The 16999-nt window shown below is 59.9% G+C and carries 14 protein-coding genes and 1 pseudogene; 2 read left to right on the top strand and 13 right to left on the bottom strand.

Annotation, left to right across the window (positions count from 1 at the left end; all coding sequences use genetic code 11):
- Window positions 1-51: 51 nt before the first annotated feature.
- The 4 genes from IPK65_09515 to IPK65_09500 form a co-directional block, all read right to left on the bottom strand.
- Window positions 52-1020 carry a ketoacyl-ACP synthase III gene (locus IPK65_09515; protein ID MBK8163365.1) on the bottom strand — a complete coding sequence of 323 codons (969 nt, stop codon included), beginning with the start codon at window positions 1018-1020 and terminating at the stop codon, window positions 52-54.
- Entirely contained in the window at window positions 1017-2042 is a 1026-nt protein-coding gene (gene plsX, locus IPK65_09510) for a phosphate acyltransferase PlsX (GenBank protein MBK8163364.1), read from the bottom strand. The genes IPK65_09515 and plsX overlap by 4 nt, the downstream gene beginning before the upstream one ends.
- 3 nt (window positions 2043-2045) lie before the next feature.
- The gene (rpmF, locus tag IPK65_09505; GenBank protein ID MBK8163363.1) at window positions 2046-2231 is read right to left on the bottom strand and encodes a 50S ribosomal protein L32; all 186 of its coding nucleotides are present in this window, start codon (window positions 2229-2231) and stop codon (window positions 2046-2048) included.
- 65 nt (window positions 2232-2296) lie between these two features.
- Window positions 2297-2827 carry a DUF177 domain-containing protein gene (locus tag IPK65_09500; GenBank protein ID MBK8163362.1) on the bottom strand — a complete coding sequence of 177 codons (531 nt, stop codon included), beginning with the start codon at window positions 2825-2827 and terminating at the stop codon, window positions 2297-2299.
- Window positions 2828-2950: 123 nt separating this feature from the next.
- Between IPK65_09500 and maf the strand changes: the two genes are divergently transcribed.
- The gene (gene maf, locus IPK65_09495) at window positions 2951-3553 is read left to right on the top strand and encodes a septum formation inhibitor Maf (GenBank protein MBK8163361.1); all 603 of its coding nucleotides are present in this window, start codon (window positions 2951-2953) and stop codon (window positions 3551-3553) included.
- A gap of 182 nt (window positions 3554-3735) precedes the next feature.
- Here maf and IPK65_09490 read toward each other — a convergent pair whose 3' ends face one another.
- From IPK65_09490 to IPK65_09480, 3 genes are all read right to left on the bottom strand, one after another.
- The gene (locus IPK65_09490; GenBank protein ID MBK8163360.1) at window positions 3736-4743 is read right to left on the bottom strand and encodes a S49 family peptidase; all 1008 of its coding nucleotides are present in this window, start codon (window positions 4741-4743) and stop codon (window positions 3736-3738) included.
- Between the two features lie 240 nt (window positions 4744-4983).
- On the bottom strand, window positions 4984-5652 hold the full coding sequence (locus tag IPK65_09485) for an HAD-IA family hydrolase (protein MBK8163359.1): 669 nt from the start codon (window positions 5650-5652) through the stop codon (window positions 4984-4986).
- 133 nt (window positions 5653-5785) lie between these two features.
- Complete coding sequence (locus IPK65_09480) at window positions 5786-6739, bottom strand: RluA family pseudouridine synthase (GenBank protein MBK8163358.1); 954 nt, start codon at window positions 6737-6739, stop codon at window positions 5786-5788.
- A gap of 611 nt (window positions 6740-7350) precedes the next feature.
- Between IPK65_09480 and rne the strand changes: the two genes are divergently transcribed.
- On the top strand, window positions 7351-9909 hold the full coding sequence (gene rne / locus IPK65_09475; GenBank protein MBK8163357.1) for a ribonuclease E: 2559 nt from the start codon (window positions 7351-7353) through the stop codon (window positions 9907-9909).
- A gap of 51 nt (window positions 9910-9960) precedes the next feature.
- On the opposite strand, the gene galU is transcribed toward rne, so the two are convergent.
- The 6 genes and pseudogenes from galU to IPK65_09445 form a co-directional block, all read right to left on the bottom strand.
- Window positions 9961-10842 (bottom strand): UTP--glucose-1-phosphate uridylyltransferase GalU, encoded by an 882-nt coding sequence (galU, locus tag IPK65_09470; protein MBK8163356.1) that lies wholly within the window; start codon window positions 10840-10842, stop codon window positions 9961-9963.
- Complete coding sequence (locus tag IPK65_09465) at window positions 10839-12722, bottom strand: polysaccharide biosynthesis protein (GenBank protein MBK8163355.1); 1884 nt, start codon at window positions 12720-12722, stop codon at window positions 10839-10841. Before IPK65_09465 ends, galU begins: the two co-directional genes overlap by 4 nt.
- A 53-nt stretch (window positions 12723-12775) precedes the next feature.
- Window positions 12776-13798 carry a glycosyltransferase family 4 protein gene (locus tag IPK65_09460; GenBank protein ID MBK8163354.1) on the bottom strand — a complete coding sequence of 341 codons (1023 nt, stop codon included), beginning with the start codon at window positions 13796-13798 and terminating at the stop codon, window positions 12776-12778.
- Window positions 13799-14014: 216 nt separating this feature from the next.
- Window positions 14015-14980: an NAD-dependent epimerase/dehydratase family protein gene (locus tag IPK65_09455; protein ID MBK8163353.1), complete on the bottom strand. Its 966-nt coding sequence runs from the start codon at window positions 14978-14980 to the stop codon at window positions 14015-14017.
- Window positions 14977-16106, bottom strand: a pseudogene (locus IPK65_09450) (glycosyltransferase family 4 protein). Before IPK65_09450 ends, IPK65_09455 begins: the two are co-directional and overlap by 4 nt.
- Window positions 16107-16122: 16 nt before the next feature.
- Window positions 16123-16968: a class I SAM-dependent methyltransferase gene (locus tag IPK65_09445; protein MBK8163352.1), complete on the bottom strand. Its 846-nt coding sequence runs from the start codon at window positions 16966-16968 to the stop codon at window positions 16123-16125.
- Between the last annotated feature and the right edge of the window lie 31 nt (window positions 16969-16999).

Below are 16999 nucleotides of genomic sequence, written 5' to 3'. Positions count from 1 at the left end.
TGTGAGGCGGAAAAAAGAATTTACCCCTCACGCCTCTCGCCTCACGCCTCACTAATATTTAACCAGCGCAGAACCCCAGGTGAAGCCGCCGCCGACAGCCTCGAACAGCAGGGTCTCGCCGCGCTTGATGCGGCCGTCGCGAACGGCGACGTCGAGCGCGAGGGGTATCGACGCCGCCGAGGTGTTGCCATGGGTATCCACGGTCACGACGACGCGCTCCATGGACATCTTCAGCTTGCGCGCGGTGGCGGTGATGATGCGGATATTGGCCTGGTGCGGGACCAGCCAGTCGATGTCGTCCCGTTGCATTCCGTTGGCCACCAGCGTCTCGTCGACGAGCTGTTCCAGGGAGTTCACCGCGAATTTGAATACCTCGCCGCCCTGCATCTTGATGAATGCGCTGCCTTCCTGCACGCTTTCATAACCCTGCGAGACGCCTTCGGGAACCATCAGCATCTCCTGGTACTGGCCATCGGCGTGCAGGTGCGTCGACAGGATGCCGGGCTCCGCGGCCGCCTCCAGGACCACCGCGCCGGCACCGTCGCCGAACAGGACGCAGGTGGACCGGTCCTGCCAGTCGATGATGCGCGAAAGGGTGTCAGCGCCGACGACCAGTGCGCAGCGCGCGCTGCCGGTGCGGATGAACTTGTCGGCCACGCTGAGTGCGTAGACGAAACCGGTGCACACGGCCTGGATGTCGAAGGCGGCGGGACCGTGGATGCCGAGCCGCTGCTGGAGCAGGCAGGCCGTGCTGGGAAACACCTTGTCCGGCGTGGTGGTCGCGACGATGATGAGGTCGATGTCGGCGGGCACGAGGCCTGCTGCCTCGATCGCACGGCGCGCCGCGGCCTCGGCCAAGTCGCAGGTGGTCTCGCCATGGGCGGCGATATGACGCGTGCGGATGCCGGTGCGCTCGACGATCCACTGGTCGGTGGTGTCGACCATACGCTCGAGTTCGGCGTTGGACAGCACCCTGGCGGGCAGATAGCCGCCCGTGCCCGTGATGCGCGCGTACATCAGCCCGCCTTCCTGGCCAGCAGCAACGCCTCGAGCTGGCTGCCGATGCGTTGCGGTATGTTTTTCCTGACTTCCAGCACGGCTTCCTTGATCGCGTTCGCGAACGAAACCTCGTCCGCGCTGCCGTGGCTTTTCACGACGATGCCCTGCAGGCCGATCAGGCTGGCGCCGTTGTAACGGCGCGGATCGATCTTGCGCCGGAAGCCGCGCAGCACCGGTTTCGCCGCCAGTGCGATCAGTTTCGTCAGCGGCGAGCGGGTGAATTCCTCGCGCAGGAAATGCGTGATCATGCGGGCGACGCCCTCGCTGGTCTTCAAGGCCACGTTGCCGACGTATCCGTCGCACACGACGACGTCCACGGTGCCCTTGTAGATATCGTCGCCTTCGACGAAACCGGCGTAATTGATGATACCGCTTTCGGCTATCATGCGCGCGGCCTCCTTGACCCGGTCGTTGCCCTTGATCTCCTCTTCCCCGATGTTGAGCAGTCCCACGGTGGGGCGCTCGATGCTGTCGACGGCGCTGGTCAGCACGGAGCCCATCACGGCAAACTGGAACAGGTGGTCGGGACTGGAGTCGACATTCGCCCCGAGATCGAGCATATGGGTATGGCCGCGCATGGTGGGCAGGGCGCAGATGATGGCCGGCCGCTCCACCCCGGGCAGGGTCTTCAGCACATAGCGCGCGGTGGCCATCAGCGCGCCCGTATTGCCCGCGCTGACGCAGGCGGCGGCCGCGCCCTCCTTGACGAGGTTGATCGCCACCCGCATGGAGGAATCCTTCTTGGTGCGCAGGGCCTGCGACGGCAGCTCCTGCATGCTCACCTGCTGCGAGGCATGCCGAACCGTGAGCCGATCGCCGACCGAAGCGCTGTGCTGCTGCAGTTCGTGCAGCAGCGTCTGCTGGTCGCCGACCAGGATCAGGTGCAGATCGGGATTGTCCTTGAGGGCGTAAAGCGACGCCGGGACGGTTACCGCAGGACCGCGGTCACCGCCCATCGCGTCCAGGGCTATGGTTAAACTCAAGCCTTAGACTTCCCCTTCCTTGGACTCGATGACCTTGCGGCCGCGGTAATAGCCGTCCGGCGTCACGTGGTGACGGCGGTGGGTTTCACCCGAAGTGGGGTCGATCGACAAGGTCGGCGCCGTGAGGCTGTCGTGGGCGCGACGCATGCCGCGCCGCGAAGTGGATTTCTTGGATTTCTGTACCGCCATTTTCCTAGCTCCTGATAGTTACTACCATTCAATCGCGGCGCCGACCGCAGGGGAACGCGTCCCGGTCAGCCCGCTTTTCCCTTCATCAGCGCATCCAGCCTGGCGAATGGCCGCCGCGTCCCCGTATCGACCGGCTGCACCGGCTCTTCGACAACGGCATAGGCCGGGTCGATGCGACAGCGCGCGGTATCATGCATCGGGACGAGCGGCAACGCCAGCATCAGCTCGTCTTCCAGAATCGTCATCAGCTCCGCCGTGCGCTGATCGAAGACATAGGGGTCATAGACCTCCGGCAGTCTTTCCGCCTCGTCATCCGTCAGTACAAGGCCCAGACTGATGTCGATGTCGAGCGGGTACGACAGCGGCTGCAGGCAGCGCTGACAAACCAGGTTCAGGGTCGTACGCAGGTGTCCGCGCAGGTATCTGACCTTCTGCGCGTCTATGCCGGACTCCAGCTCGACGTCCACTTCGCCTTCATCATCCAGCAGGCAGCCTGCCAGGCGCGTCATCCCCTGCAGTGCAATGGTGCCGCGCAGGGTTTCACCACCCTCGGTCAGACGGTCCCACTGAACAGTCTCAGGAAGTCGACCAGACATAGCGGCACATGATAGGCTCAGATGCCGTAACTGTCAAAATCCATTAACAAAATTGGGCTGTGCCGGGCGTCGCAAGGATACCCGGTTAAAATGACGGCAGATCAAGGAATTCGGAATCAGGCCATGACCCAGGCACCCGCCGCCCCGCCACCCCCCCTGGTGCTCGCCTCCAGCTCGCGCTTCAGGCAGGCGCTCTTGCGGCGCCTGGGGCTGGAATTCACCGCGCTCTCGCCCGACGTGGACGAGCGTGCGCTGGACGGCGAAACGCCGGAGGCCCAGGCGCGCCGGCTCGCGGAGTCCAAGGCGCGGCGCATCGCCCCGGACCATCCCGCGGCTCTCATCATCGGGTCCGACCAGGTGGCGGTGCTCGACGGCCATCGGGTTGGCAAACCGGGCAGCCATTCCGCCGCTGTCGCGCAATTGACGGCCGCCTCGGGGCGGACAATGCAGTTTTATACCGCGCTGTGCCTGTTGAATGCGGCTAAGAACCGGCTCCAGGTCGATGCCGTGACCTGCAGCGTGACGTTCAGCAGGCTGGACCCGGAGGCGATCGAGTCCTATCTGCGGCGCGAGCAACCCTATGACTGCGCCGGAGCCTTCAAATCCGAATCGCTCGGCATCGCCCTGCTGGAACGGATCGAAGGCCCCGACCCGACGGCGCTCATCGGCCTGCCGCTGATGCGGCTGGCGCGGATGCTCGAGGCGGAGGGTGTCAAGGTACTTTGAGTGAGTCGTGAGGCGTGAGGGGTGAGGTGTCAGGGGTAAAAGAACAAAAATACTAATTCAAAAAGTGCTGGACAAGGAAAATGCGGCGAGCAAACTCTTGTCGCCTCACGCCTCACGCCTCACGCCTCACGCCTCACGCCTCACGCCTCACGCCTCACGCCTCACGCCTCACGCCTCACGCCTCACCTCAGTTCCACCTTCAGCATCCCCGCCACTCCCTGTGCCGCCGCTGCGCCGATGCGTTCGGCGAAGCGCTGGAAGTACGGCGGCTGATAGGTGTAGTCGATGATGTCTTCCGCGCCGATGATTTCGCGCGCGACGTAGCTGGGGCTCCCCAGGCCGTCGACCAGGCCGAGCTTGAGGCTTTCCTCGCCGGTCCACACCAGCCCGGTGAACAGGCTGGGATCGTCCTTGAGGCGGTCCCCGCGCCCCTTCTTCACGGTATCGATGAACTGCTGGTGTATGTTCGCCAGCATCGTGCGGATATGGTGTTCGTCATCGGGTTTCATCGGCGAGAACGGATCGAGGAAGCCCTTGCTCTCGCCCGCCGTGATCAGGCGGCGCTCGATGCCGAGCTTGTCGAGCGTCTGCACGAAACCGAAGCCGTCCATCAGCACGCCGATGGAGCCCACGATGCTTGCCTTGTCCGCGTAGATCTCGTCAGCGCCCGCCGCGATGTAATAGCCGCCGGAGGCGCAGATGTCGGTGATCACGGCGTACACCTTCTTGTCGGGATGCTGCGCGCGCAGGCGCGCGATCTCGTCGTTGACATAGCCCGACTGCACCGGGCTGCCGCCGGGGCTGTTGATACGCAGCAGGATGGCGGCGGCGTGCTTGTTGTCGAAGGCTTCACGCAGGCTGTCGACGATGTAGTCCGCACTGGCGTCGCGGTCCTCGGCGATTACGCCGTTGATGTCGATCAGGGCGGTATGCCGGCCCGACAGGCTCTCGTCGACCAGCTTCCCCGGCCAGTAGGTGTACAGGATCAGAAACAGATATCCGAGGAACATCAGCTTGAAAAAGACACCCCAGCGGCGGGCGCTGCGCTGCTCCTTGAGGGTAGCCTGTACCAGCGTTTCCAGCACGCTGCGTGCCCACGTCTCTTCCACGGCGCCCTGCTTGCCGTTACCTGCGCGCGGCGCCTGCGCCTCACCCAGCCATGGATCCTGCTGTTTGTTCTCGTCAGACATTACCCGGTCCTTGTTGTTACCCGATGCATGATTGTAATGGATGGAGACACTGAAAGGGTATTCGGTTAGGCGTGAGGGATGAGGAGTTAGGGGTAAAAGAAGAAAAATACTAATTTAAAAAAGTGCTGGACAAGGAAAATGCGGCGAGCAAACTCTTGTCGCCTCACGCCTCACGCCTCACGCCTCACGCCTCACGCCTCACGCCTCACGCCTCACGCCTCACGCCTCACGCCTCACGCCTCACGCCTCACGCCTCACGCCTTCGAGCCAGGGAAGTATATCGGTGATCACGTCCAGGCACCCGAGCGGTTCGCAGGCGAGCAGGCGTTCACGCGCATGGACGCCGTAGCTCACCGCCAGCGCGCGCGCGCCCGCATTGTGCGCCATCTGCATGTCATATTCGGTATCGCCGATCATCAGGGTCTCGTCCGGGGCGATGCCGAGCACATCCATGATCTCGATCAGCATACGCGGATTCGGCTTGGAAGCGGTTTCATCCGCGCAACGCGAGAGCGAGAACAGGCCGCCGCAGCCGGTGTCCTCCAGGGACTGGTCCAGCCCCCGTCTGCCCTTGCCGGTTGCAACCGCCAGCAGGTAGCCGCGGCGATCGAGCGCGGTGAGGGTCTCCTTCGCACCCGGGAACAAAACCGCGGCGGCGTGATGGTCGGACAGGAAATGGTAACGGTAACGATCGATGAAGCGGCGGATCAGTCCCGCATCGGCCTCCGGCAGCAGCGTGGCAACCGCCTCCGGCAGTCCGAGCCCGATCACGTTGAGCAGTTCATCGCGCCCGAGCGCGGGCAAGGCGAGATCGGATAAGGTCATCGACAGGCAACTGACGATGCGCGCCTCCGAATCCATCAAGGTCCCATCCCAGTCGAACACGAGAAGCTTATACGGAAGCACCATTCACAATAACCCTAAAGTCTTAAATGGGGACAGATTTATTTATTGAATATGAATTTGCACACTGACCGACATTACATTAGGGGGCGGATCAGGATCCGCCCCTTTTCACGCAATAAATAAATCTGTCCCCATTTTATTGCTGGAGTCGCTCCAGCACCTGGCGCAGGGTGTCCGGCAGCGGGGTGGACAGGCTCATCAGGCGCCCGGTGCGCGGATGGTAAAAACTGAGCGCCTGGGCGTGGAGGAAGATCCGCTTCAGGCCGAAGTCGCGCATGCTGCGATTGAAGTCAGGGTCGCCGTATTTCTCGTCGCCGGCGACCGGATGCCCCACGCCGGCCGCGTGTACGCGGATCTGGTGCATGCGCCCGGTCTTCAGCATCACCTGCATCAGACTGGCGACGGCAAAGGTCTCGACGGGGATGAAACGGCTTTCTGCATCATTCCCCTCCTCGTCATCGACCAGGACCATGCGTTCTCCGGATTGCAGGCGGCCCTTGTGCAGGGACAGAGTCACCGTACGGGCTCCGCCCTGCCAGCGACCCTTCACCAGGGTCAGATATTGTTTTTCCACGCGTTCAGTGCGGAATTGTTCCTGCAGCGCGGGCAGCATGGCACGGTTCTTCGCCACCAGCAGGCAGCCGGAGGTGAAGCGGTCCAGCCGGTGTACCAGGGAGATGTCAGGGCTGTCGGGCCGCATCAACTTCAACGCCTCGATCAGCCCGAAGCGCAGGCCGCTGCCCCCGTGTACCGCCATCCCGGCCGGCTTGTCGAGGACCATGATGTCTTCGTCCTCGTGGATCACTACCGCCTCGATGGCCGCCCTGCGGTCATCATCGACCCGCACCGGCATGGACTCGGAGTAGCTCACGGGAGGGATCCGCACCTGGTCCCCGACGTTGAGCCGGTAGGTGGGTTTGATGCGCCCCTTGTTGACGCGCACCTGTCCGGTGCGCAGCAGGCGGTAGACATGGCTGCGCGGTACGCCCTTGAACAGCGTCAACAGAAAATTGTCGATGCGCTGCCCGCCGCGACTGCGCTCGATTTCCACCACCCGCACGGCGGGGGCCGCCGCCTTCGATTCTTTCATCTCCCTTGGGTATCTCCGCCCGTATACGATAACTGTTTGAAGCTGCTTTAAAACATTGCTATATTAGCAGGGCGTTTATCGCGGGTGGGATAAAATTTGTCCGCCCGGCCGTCCCTTGGACGCCGGCCCGACACCTCGCCAGCCATGGTACACGTGCATTGGAAAGACTTTGTGACAGGCGTGGTCGAGTGTCCTGAGGCCGAGACCCGTCTGTCCGCGGCCGCCTTCGCAGAGCTGGGGAGGAAACGCGGAACAGTCACCGGGAAGGTTGAATACAACTTCAACATTCCTAATCAATGTAATGATTATAGAGGGATTCAGCGGCACATCCTCACGATGGATGGTGCCGGGAGTCCGATGTGGTACATGAATGCACAAGATGTTCGAAGCCCAGTGTTTCGAACGGGAAAGTTAACACAACCATCCACGTCATCGTGCGCGGGTGAGGCTGAATACGAACTGTTGACCGATTTGAGACGATACGGTGCACGATCATGATGTTCGCACACAGGCTGGCGCAAACGTAATGTCATAAGATCACCGCATACAGTTACGATTCAGCAATTCCGCGCTGAACAGCGTGAATGGTTCCACTTAAGGATTGCTGAAACATGAGAAGAATGCTGATTAATGCGACTCAACCGGAAGAGTTGCGGGTCGCGCTGGTTGACGGACAGTATCTTTACGATCTCGATATAGAAACCCCGTCGCGGGAACAGAAAAAGTCAAACATCTACAAGGCCCGCATCACCCGTGTCGAGCCCAGCCTGGAAGCGGCCTTCGTCGATTACGGTGCGGACCGCCACGGTTTTCTCCCCCTGAAGGAAGTCTCCCCCACAGTCTTCGACGCCGGCCCGGACGACAACCGCCGGGTGGAAATCCGCGAAGCCCTGAAAGAAGGACAGGAAGTCGTTGTCCAGGTGGTCAAGGAAGAGCGCGGCAACAAGGGCGCCGCCCTCACCACCTTCATCAGCCTGGCCGGTCGCTACCTGGTCCTGATGCCGAACAACCCGCGCGCCGGCGGCATCTCCCGCCGCATCGAGGGTGACGACCGCAACGAGATGCGCGAGGCCATCAACGCCCTGGAGATCCCCGACGGCATGGGGATCATCGTGCGCACCGCCGGCATCGGCAAGAGCGCCGAGGAGATCCAGTGGGACCTCGACTATCTGGTGCGCGTGTGGGAGGCCATCGAGGCCGCCTCCAGCTCCGATGAGACCCGCGCCCCCTACCTGATCTACCAGGAAAGCGACATCATCATCCGGGCTATCCGCGACTATCTGCGGCCGAACATCGGCGAGATCCTCATCGACGACCCGGCGGTGTACCAGCGCGCACGCGATTTTATGCAGCAGGTCATGCCGCAGAACCTGTCCAAGCTCAAGCTGTACCAGGAAGAGATCCCCCTCTTCACCCGCTTTCAGATCGAAAGCCAGATCGAGGCGGCGTTTCACCACGAGATCCGCCTTCCGTCGGGCGGCGCCGTGGTCATCGACCACGCCGAGGCGCTGGTCGCCATCGACATCAACTCCGCCCGCGCCACCAAGGGCGGCGACATCGAGGAAACCGCCCTCAACACCAATCTGGAAGCAGCGGACGAGATCGCCCGCCAGCTCCGGCTGCGCGACCTCGGCGGCCTGATCGTCATCGATTTCATCGACATGACCCCCGCGCGCAACCAGCGCGAGGTCGAGAACCGCCTCAAGGAGGCGCTGAAGAAAGACCGTGCCCGCGTCCAGATGGGGCGAATCTCCCGCTTCGGCCTGCTCGAGATGTCGCGCCAGCGCCTGCGGCCTTCGCTGGGCGAGTCCGCCTACAGCATCTGTCCGCGCTGCAACGGGCTCGGCACGATCCGTAACGTCGAATCCCTCGCACTGTCGATCCTGCGCGTGATCGAGGAAGAGGCCATGAAGGAGAACACCGCCCGCCTGATCATCCAGGTCCCGGTCAACGTCGCGACCTTCCTCCTCAACGAGAAGCGCGAGGCGATCGGCCGGGTCGAGAAGCGGCAGGGCATCAAGATCCTGCTCATCGCCAACTCCGCCCTTGAGACGCCCAAATTCGAGGTCAAGCGCCTCCGCAAGGAGGATTTGCCGGCAGAAACCGAGGAAAAGGCCAGCTACGAGCTCGCCAGCGAGATCGAGGTCAAGGCCGACGTCATTCCTCTGGCCCAGCCCAAGCCGGTGGCGGAAGCCCCCCTCGTGAGGGGCATCATGCCGCGTACGCCGGCCCCGGCCAGCCGCCCGGAAGATTCGATGGAATACCGTGAGCAGCCCCGGGAGACCGCGCCCAAGGTGGAGGTGCGCGGCGGTTTCATCAAACAGATGTGGACTTCCCTGTTCGGCAGCCCGAAGCCGGAGGTACCCGTGGTTCAGCCCACCGCCTCCCCTGAGCGCAAAGAACGGCGCAACGGCGAAGGCTCCGCTGACCGGCAGGGCACGCGCGGGGGACGCGGAGGACGTACGCAGCAGCAGCGGCGCGGCGGCGGACAAGCGGCCTCGGGCGGGCGGCACAGCGGGGAACATCCGTCGCGCCAGAAAGCGCCGGCGGAGCCGCGGCATGAGGCTGCGGCAGAGGAGGCTTCGCCCGAGCCCGTGCAGCAGCAGTTGCAAGTGCAGACAGACCAGACACGCCCGGGCCAGGGTGAACGCCCGGCCGATGGAGCGCAGGGTTCCGGCGGGCGTACCGGCCGGCAGCGCTCACGCCGCGGGGGACGCCGCCGATCCCAGAGCCGCGAGGGTTCCGGTGACGCTGCCGGCAGATCCGGGGAAGGCGGCGGCGGTCCGCGTCCCCAATCGTCGGGGCAATCGCGGCCCGAACCGGCGCGCGCCGCTGCTGAGGGTGTCGAGTCTGCTGCAAGCGTGCGGACGGAACGGAACGACCTCCCGGCGGTACCCGCATCCATGCCGGTGATCAGTACGGCCCCGATGGCGGCGGTTCAGGCACCTGCACCATCCCCGCATACAGCCCCGTCCATCACCTTCGCGGCGCCGACGGGTTCCATGGTGGAGCCGGTCAAGCCGGACTTCAGGCCCAACTCGCTCCACTCCGCGGTCACCTCACAGCGGGAACAAGAGCGACCCGCGGCGGCTGCCCCGGCGCAGGCATCCCCCTCCGCTGAATCCCGCTCACCGGCGGAAAGTCCGCGACAGGACCGCGAGTCGGACTAGGGTATCAGGCGCGATGGGGGGCGGATTTGGATCCGTCCCCATCGCGCTTCTTCATTCCATCAGGCTGAATTTCTGCAGGTATTCGCGGAACGGCTGCTGCAGGTCGGGATGCTTGAGGGCATATTCGACCGTCGCCTGGAGGTAGCCGAGCTTGCTGCCGCAGTCGTAGCGTATGCCGTCGAATTCGTAAGCCAGCACCGTTTCGCTGCCCATCAGCTGTGCGATGGCGTCAGTGAGCTGTATCTCGCCGCCGGTCCCCTTGCCGAGGTTCTCAAGGTAATCGAAGATCCCGGGAGTCAGGATGTAGCGGCCGACCACCGCCAGCGCCGACGGCGCCTCGTCCGGACGCGGCTTTTCCACGATGGCCTCCGCCTGGTAAATACGCTCTGACAAGGGCCTGGGTGTGATGATGCCGTACTTGTCCGTCTCGGCCGGATCGATCTGTTCCACGCCCAGCAGGCTGCAGCCGCGCTCCGAAAACAGGTCCACCATCTGCGACAGGCAGCTGTGGTTCCCGTTGTCGATCAGGTCGTCGGCGAGGATCACCGCGAAAGGCTCGTTGCCGACCACAGGGCGGGCGCACAGCACCGCGTGTCCGAGTCCCAGCGCCTCGGGCTGGCGGATGTAGGCGCAGGAAACGCCATTGGGCAGGATGTCCTGCACCATGCGCAACAGGTTGCGCTTGTTGCGCGCGATCAGTTCGGATTCGAGTTCGTAGTTCTTGTCGAAATGGTCTTCAATGGAGCGCTTGGCGCTGCTGGTGACGAAGATCAGCTGCTTGATCCCGGCCGCGATCGCCTCTTCCGCGGCGTACTGGATCAGCGGCTTGTCGACGATCGGGAGCATCTCCTTCGGATTGGCCTTGGTGGCCGGAAGGAAGCGGGTGCCCATTCCCGCCACGGGGAATACGGCCTTGGTAACCTTGTAAGTCATACGCTCGCACGTTCGAAGGGGATGACATTGGAAACCGATTGTTGAGCGGCGAGCTCAGGTACAATCCGTTCGAGCAGGCGGTGAACCTCCCCCTCATCATACTGCTCCACCGCTTCCTCGATTGCGCGCACGTCGGCCGTCAGGAGGGGCCAGTCCACCACGACGGAATGCGCGAGCAGGATTTTATCATGCCCGGTGGATTTATATTGCTCCTGCGCGTAAAACAATTCCTCGTAGAATTTTTCGCCGGGCCGGAGCCCGGTATAGACGATTTCTATGTCCTCGCCGGGGGTCTTGCCGGACAGGCGGACCATCTGCTCGGCCAGGTATCCGATCCGGACCGGCTCGCCCATGTCGAGCACGAAGATCTCCCCGCCCTCGCCCATTACCGCCGCCTGCATGATGAGCTGCGCCGCCTCCGGAATGGTCATGAAGTAGCGCGTGATGTCCGGGTGGGTCACGGTCACCGGCCCGCCGGCCTTGATCTGCTGCTGGAAGATCGGGATCACACTCCCGGCGGAGCCGAGGACGTTGCCGAAGCGCACCGTGATGAAGCGGGTGCGCGAACGCTGGGCGAAGGCCTGGCAGTAGATCTCCGCCACCCGCTTGGTTGCGCCCATGACGTTGGCCGGGTTCACGGCCTTGTCGGTGGAGATCATGACAAAGGCGTTACAGCCGAAACGGTCGGCGGTCTGCGCCATCAGGCGGGTGCCGAGCACGTTGTTGCGCACCGCCTCCCGGGCCTGGGATTCCAGCATGGGGACATGCTTGTAGGCGGCGGCATGGAAAACGACCTGGGGCTGGAAGCGTTCAAAGGCGCGCACCACCGAGGCACGGTCGCGCACGTCGCCGAGATAGGCGTGCAGCACCAGGTTGGGATGCTTGCCGCGCAGCTCGCGCTCGATCTCGAACAGGTTGTACTCGTTGTTCTCGAACAGGACCAGGGCGGCGGGCCGCAGGCGCGCGATCTGGCGGCACAGCTCGGAGCCGATCGACCCGCCGCCGCCGCTCACCAGCACCGTCTGTCCGGCCAGGCCCTTGCTGATGCGGTTCCAGTCCAGGGTGATAGGCGTGCGTCCGAGCAGGTCTTCGATCTTGACCTCGCGCAGCTCGGAGACGGTGGGCTGCCCCGAGACCAGGTCCTGCAGGCGCGGCAGTGTGCGGAATTCAACCTCCGCCCGCTCGCAGATCTCCACCACCCGCCGCATCTGGTTATTGGTCGCCGATGGCAGCGCGATGATGACCAGATCCAGGGCATGACTATGGACGACTTCGGGCAGGCGTTCGATTACGCCCAGCACCGGCAGGTCGTGCACCTTGGATCCTCTGAGGGAGGGTTGATCGTCAAGGAAGCCGATCGGCTGGTAGCTCCCGTCGCGCCGCATGTCGCGGGCCAGCATCTCCCCTGCCCGGCCGGCGCCCAGGATCAGCACCCGCTTGCGGTCGGCACCGTTCAGTAAGCCGAGGCGGTAATCTTTCCAGATGCGATAAGTCAGGCGCGGCGCACCCAGGAAAAGCACGAGGTATACCGGGTAGAGCAGGAGTATCGTGCGGGGTATGCCTTCCAGCCGGTTGACCAGGAATTCCACCAGAGCGACGATGAATACACCGATCGCCACGGCCCGGATGATGTTCCACAGGTCGGGTATGCTGGCGAAACGCCACACCCCGCGGTAGAGGCCGAAACGCCACAGGATCAGACCCTGTATCGCCAATACCAAGGGCAGGGTTTGCCCCAGGATGGGCCAGACTACTGCTGGAATATTGAAGTTATAGCGGGTCAGGTATGCCAGAAACCAGGCAGCCGCGACCATGCTTATATCATGTACAACAATTGCCACACGGCGTCTTGCTGCCAAAGCCTTTTCCTCTTGGACCATATAATCCCAACCGTACTGACTGATTTGGTTTGGGTTTTTTTATTATTGAAGCTTCAGTGGCGCGTATTGTACTGCAATACAACCCGGATGTTAATTTGAATCTGAAACGAAGGGATATTGGATATTCGGACTAATACTTCAGTAGAACACGATAGATTGCCCAGTAGGGTTTCCATCCAAAAATCCTCCACGTATGAGCTACGAGGAACTTCTGAACCCTGCCCGATCGCTCTACGCACCTCGATACGGCGCACCGCAACTATCGCTGCAATATAAACGCACGCCATCGCCCCCAGGATCGACCATTGCATCACCACGGGCGCGTGAAAGGCCAGCAGTGCGCAGGCACTGCATATCACCATCAGGCCATATTCCCACAAGACAGTACGGCGATGGCTCCATCCCGCCCGGACCAGGCGCTGGTAGTAATGATCGCGATGCGCCTCCCAGATGCGTTCGCCTTTCAGGGTCCGGCGCGCGAGCGTCAGGGTGGCGTCAACCACAAAAGGAGAAAAGATGAGGACGGACAGCCAAAGCGGGAAAAGATCGGCCCGATCCGCCCATAGAGACATCGCGGCAACCAGCAGACCCAAGGTGGATGATCCGACATCGCCCATGAATATCCGCGCAGGCGGGAAGTTCCATACCAGGAAACCTGCAGAAGCGGCGGCGATTACCCAGCAGATCACCGCGTAATAGTCATCGCCCGCGAGATGACCGAGCAGCCCCAGAGTTACAAAACCGGCTATCGTCATGCCGCCTGCAATGCCGTCCATTCCATCCATAAAGTTGTACAGATTGATATTCCAGGTGATGAACAGCGCAATAATCAACATTCCTGTTCCGAGGGCCAATTCGGTGCTGATACCAGGAATTTCAATCGATGTCAGATCCAACTGTCCGCTCAATAACAATGCAGCGGCGATGAGATGGATAGCTAATCTGATATATGCCGGGACGTGTGCGCGGTCATCGAAGAACGAGACAAGTCCGACGACAGTCGCCGCACATGCAATCCATGCGATTTCGTACTTCCATTCAAGCATCAGGACTACAGTTGCGGTTCCAGTGATCATCCCAGCCCAGATCGCCAGTCCGCCAGTACGTAGGATAGGTGTGCTATGAAGAGAGCGGTTATTAGGGTAATCTATTATCTGAAATCGACCGCTAGCATGTGTCAGAAGATAAGTTACAAGTCCTGCCGTACAAAACGTGATGAGAATTACGCCTATGATCATTCACATGTCTCTTGAATAGTGGGCATGCAACTGAAGATTATTTTCGCCATTATCTCAGTAACTTCGTGATTCATTTAAGTACCAGCGTGTGACAGTTTCCAAACCCTGATTCAGAGTGACCGGCGGTTTCCAGCCGAGGATTTCCCAGTTTTTCCTGATATCGATCTGTAGCGAGGTCAGCAATCGTTGTGCAACATCACGTCTTCCGGATACGCGAGCAATCATGTTCAAGACCGCATGTGGAAACGGCACGAGACGGGCGGGTTTGCCAAGAAAACCCCCAAGCCGTCGAAGAAGTTCTGTAGTGGATAAGTCCTCGCCATCTCCAGCGAGGAATACTTGATCTGCAGCTGCAGGATGCTCAATACATTTGATAATTAGATCTACCAAATTATCGAGCGCTACAAGGCTGCGGCTATTGTGAATCGATCCTAAAGGCATAGGTATACCGCGGGATAGCCAGTGCATCATGTTGAGAAAATTTCCCTTCACTCCAGCTCCGTATACCAAAGTAGGGCGAATTATTACAGCACTCATATCAGCCCCCGAAATTAATCGACGGATCCCTTCCTCTGCTCGATATTTGGATACAGCATATGATCCTGCTGGCGAAGGTTGATCATCTGCATAGTACGGCTGGCCTGCCAATGTCTCTTCCCCGTTCACCTTGATTGAGCTCAGATAAATAATACGCTTGACGTCAGCATCTACTGCCTGGCGAACGAGGTTAAGGGTGCCATCAACATTTACGCGGTGATATTCTGCGGAAGAATTCGCTACGCTGTCTGTCATGACGTGTACCCGGGCGGCGAGATGAATCACTGTATCGATACCGCGCAGCGCCTGTCGCCAAACTGTTTCCCCGGCGACTTCACCGACGATGACATGCTCAACTTGATCGCTCAAACTAGGCCTGTCTCTCCTCAATGCAACCCTGACATCGTGAATCCCATCACGAACCAGCTGGTCTACCAATGAAGAACCGACAAACCCAGTAGCACCGGTAACTAACACCCTCAACTCAGAGCCTCCTCATAGAGTGCTAGCGTCTGCCGATTGACTGTTTCCACTCCGTACTCTTTCTCGGCGCGAATGCGACTCTGCGCCCCCATCTGTTGTCGAAGCACGGGGTCTTCTATTAGGCGCACCAGCGCTTTCGCGAGTGCTTTAGCATTGCGGGGGGGGACCAGAAATCCATTTTCATTATGCCGGACGATCTCACGACATCCTGGCATATCGGTCGTGACGATAGGCCGTCCAGACGCTGCAGCCTCAATCAGCGATTTCGGGATTCCTTCACCATAATACGAAGGCAAGCATACTATATGGCTCTGAGCAAATAGAGACGGCATGTTTTCAACCCACCCGAGATGGTCAACAACTCCTTCCAAAACCCACTCAGCAATAGTCTTCGGTGAGACCGATGCGGGATTGGCATGGTCGGATTCTCCTGCAAGCGCAAAATGCGCGTTTATTCCCTGCTTTCTGATGATGCGCGCAGCCTCGACAAACTCCCCCACGCCTTTATCCCAGAGCAATCGTGCTGGTAGAACAACCGTAATCAATCCAGTCTTCTCGGGGCTTGCGTGGAACAGTGTCAGATCAACCCCGGCACCAGCGATACGTCGTATATTCGCCCGAGGCACACCTATCTGGGTTAGAAATGCTGCGTCATCTTGATTCTGTACTAGTACGGTTCCAGAGGTAAGCACGAACCTGAGCATTTGGCGAGCTGCAGGCTTAATCCAGCGGGCCAAGCCGGTGCTAGATGCGAATATCAACCCATGCCCGCGAGCGCATTGACTACTTGTGGTGTCTTAACCAAGCGTGCGGCTATTCCACCGTACAGAACGGGTTTTATGGCAACGTTGTGAACGATATCCGGCTTTTCGCGCATAAACAATGCAATCAACCTGAACAGGGTCAGAAGTTCTCTCAGAGGATTTATACTGCTTCGTGAATTTTCAAAAGGAATGAGTTTTAATCCAGAGGAACGTATAATATTTCCGTAGTTTCTCACACGCGTCACGATGCAAACATCGTATCCAGCATTCTTTGCAGAAATCGCCAATGGAAGTCGATGAGAAACGAAATACCAGTCTTCTGTTATATAGTACAGAAGTTTTTTTTCTCTGTTTGCTTTCATATACGGAGAATCATAGTTAGCGTAGCAATACGTCGAACATAGATATACACAGTTCTTCATCCGGTATTCTGATGAACTCCGTAGAAAGCCGGCTTCTCCGAGTTGGCGGTGTGTCCCAACGACAGATATCGGTTACTTCAACTTTAAAACCAGCCTGCGCAAATAGCCCAATCATTTCGCTGTATTGGATCCGGTTGGTATAGAATCCTGACTTTGAAAAAAAAGCAGACTCCCAGACCCGTTCACTGAAGCGCAGATTATTCAGGGATCCACCCAGATGATCGCGAAGATCAACTTGGTGCGAACAGACCCCGCCTTCCCGGAGGATTCTACGGCATTCTCTCATTGTCTCCAGAAAATCGTATCTTCTTATATGTTCAAGCACGGCTTGGGAGAAAATTAGGTCTACTGATTCCTTTTCGATCATTCTGAGGCTGTCCAACCCCTCTGTCATATACCTGGAATTGCACAGTTCAAGAATTTCATCTACATCACGACAGCATGAGATGTCTATGTGAGGCAAGTTTCTCTTGGCAAGCGCGCCCACTAATTCAACATAGGAGTTGATATCCTTACGTATAAACCGACCACTATCAATGAGTATAGACCGCGCGCCATATCCTGCGGCAATTATTGCGGTCGCGAGACTGTCACCCGGACCTAGTTCTAGAATTGTCTTTCCAGCAAGCCGTTGTTGAAAACACGATTTCTCCATATGGCTTTGAAAAATCCGGATTGCATACTCACCAGCATCCATATTGCCATGCCGGAACAGACCAAGTTTCTGCCAGACGGAATACCCAAATGGCAATCTAGATAGAGCCATTTTTGCACAGAGTTTCGCCCACCAAGGAATCTGCATGTTCTTATCTCGTTGCCGTGCAAATCTTGAT

The sequence above is a fragment of the Gammaproteobacteria bacterium genome, assembly GCA_016712635.1.
Taxonomy (GTDB): domain Bacteria; phylum Pseudomonadota; class Gammaproteobacteria; order SZUA-140; family SZUA-140; genus JADJWH01.
The sequence above is the reverse complement of the archived record's forward strand: the minus strand, read 5'-3'. Positions and strand labels throughout refer to the sequence as shown.

What these genes read in the sequence shown, in the direction of transcription:
- rne (MBK8163357.1), top strand. Translation starts at nt 7,351, where the DNA reads ATGAGAAGAATGCTGATTAATGCGACTCAACCGGAAGAGTTGCGGGTC.
- IPK65_09465 (MBK8163355.1), bottom strand. Translation starts at nt 12,722, where the DNA reads ATGGTCCAAGAGGAAAAGGCTTTGGCAGCAAGACGCCGTGTGGCAATT.
- rpmF (MBK8163363.1), bottom strand. Translation starts at nt 2,231, where the DNA reads ATGGCGGTACAGAAATCCAAGAAATCCACTTCGCGGCGCGGCATGCGT.
- IPK65_09485 (MBK8163359.1), bottom strand. Translation starts at nt 5,652, where the DNA reads ATGGTGCTTCCGTATAAGCTTCTCGTGTTCGACTGGGATGGGACCTTG.
- IPK65_09480 (MBK8163358.1), bottom strand. Translation starts at nt 6,739, where the DNA reads ATGAAAGAATCGAAGGCGGCGGCCCCCGCCGTGCGGGTGGTGGAAATC.
- IPK65_09460 (MBK8163354.1), bottom strand. Translation starts at nt 13,798, where the DNA reads ATGATCACTGGAACCGCAACTGTAGTCCTGATGCTTGAATGGAAGTAC.
- galU (MBK8163356.1), bottom strand. Translation starts at nt 10,842, where the DNA reads ATGACTTACAAGGTTACCAAGGCCGTATTCCCCGTGGCGGGAATGGGC.
- maf (MBK8163361.1), top strand. Translation starts at nt 2,951, where the DNA reads ATGACCCAGGCACCCGCCGCCCCGCCACCCCCCCTGGTGCTCGCCTCC.
- IPK65_09500 (MBK8163362.1), bottom strand. Translation starts at nt 2,827, where the DNA reads ATGTCTGGTCGACTTCCTGAGACTGTTCAGTGGGACCGTCTGACCGAG.
- IPK65_09445 (MBK8163352.1), bottom strand. Translation starts at nt 16,968, where the DNA reads ATGCAGATTCCTTGGTGGGCGAAACTCTGTGCAAAAATGGCTCTATCT.
- IPK65_09490 (MBK8163360.1), bottom strand. Translation starts at nt 4,743, where the DNA reads ATGTCTGACGAGAACAAACAGCAGGATCCATGGCTGGGTGAGGCGCAG.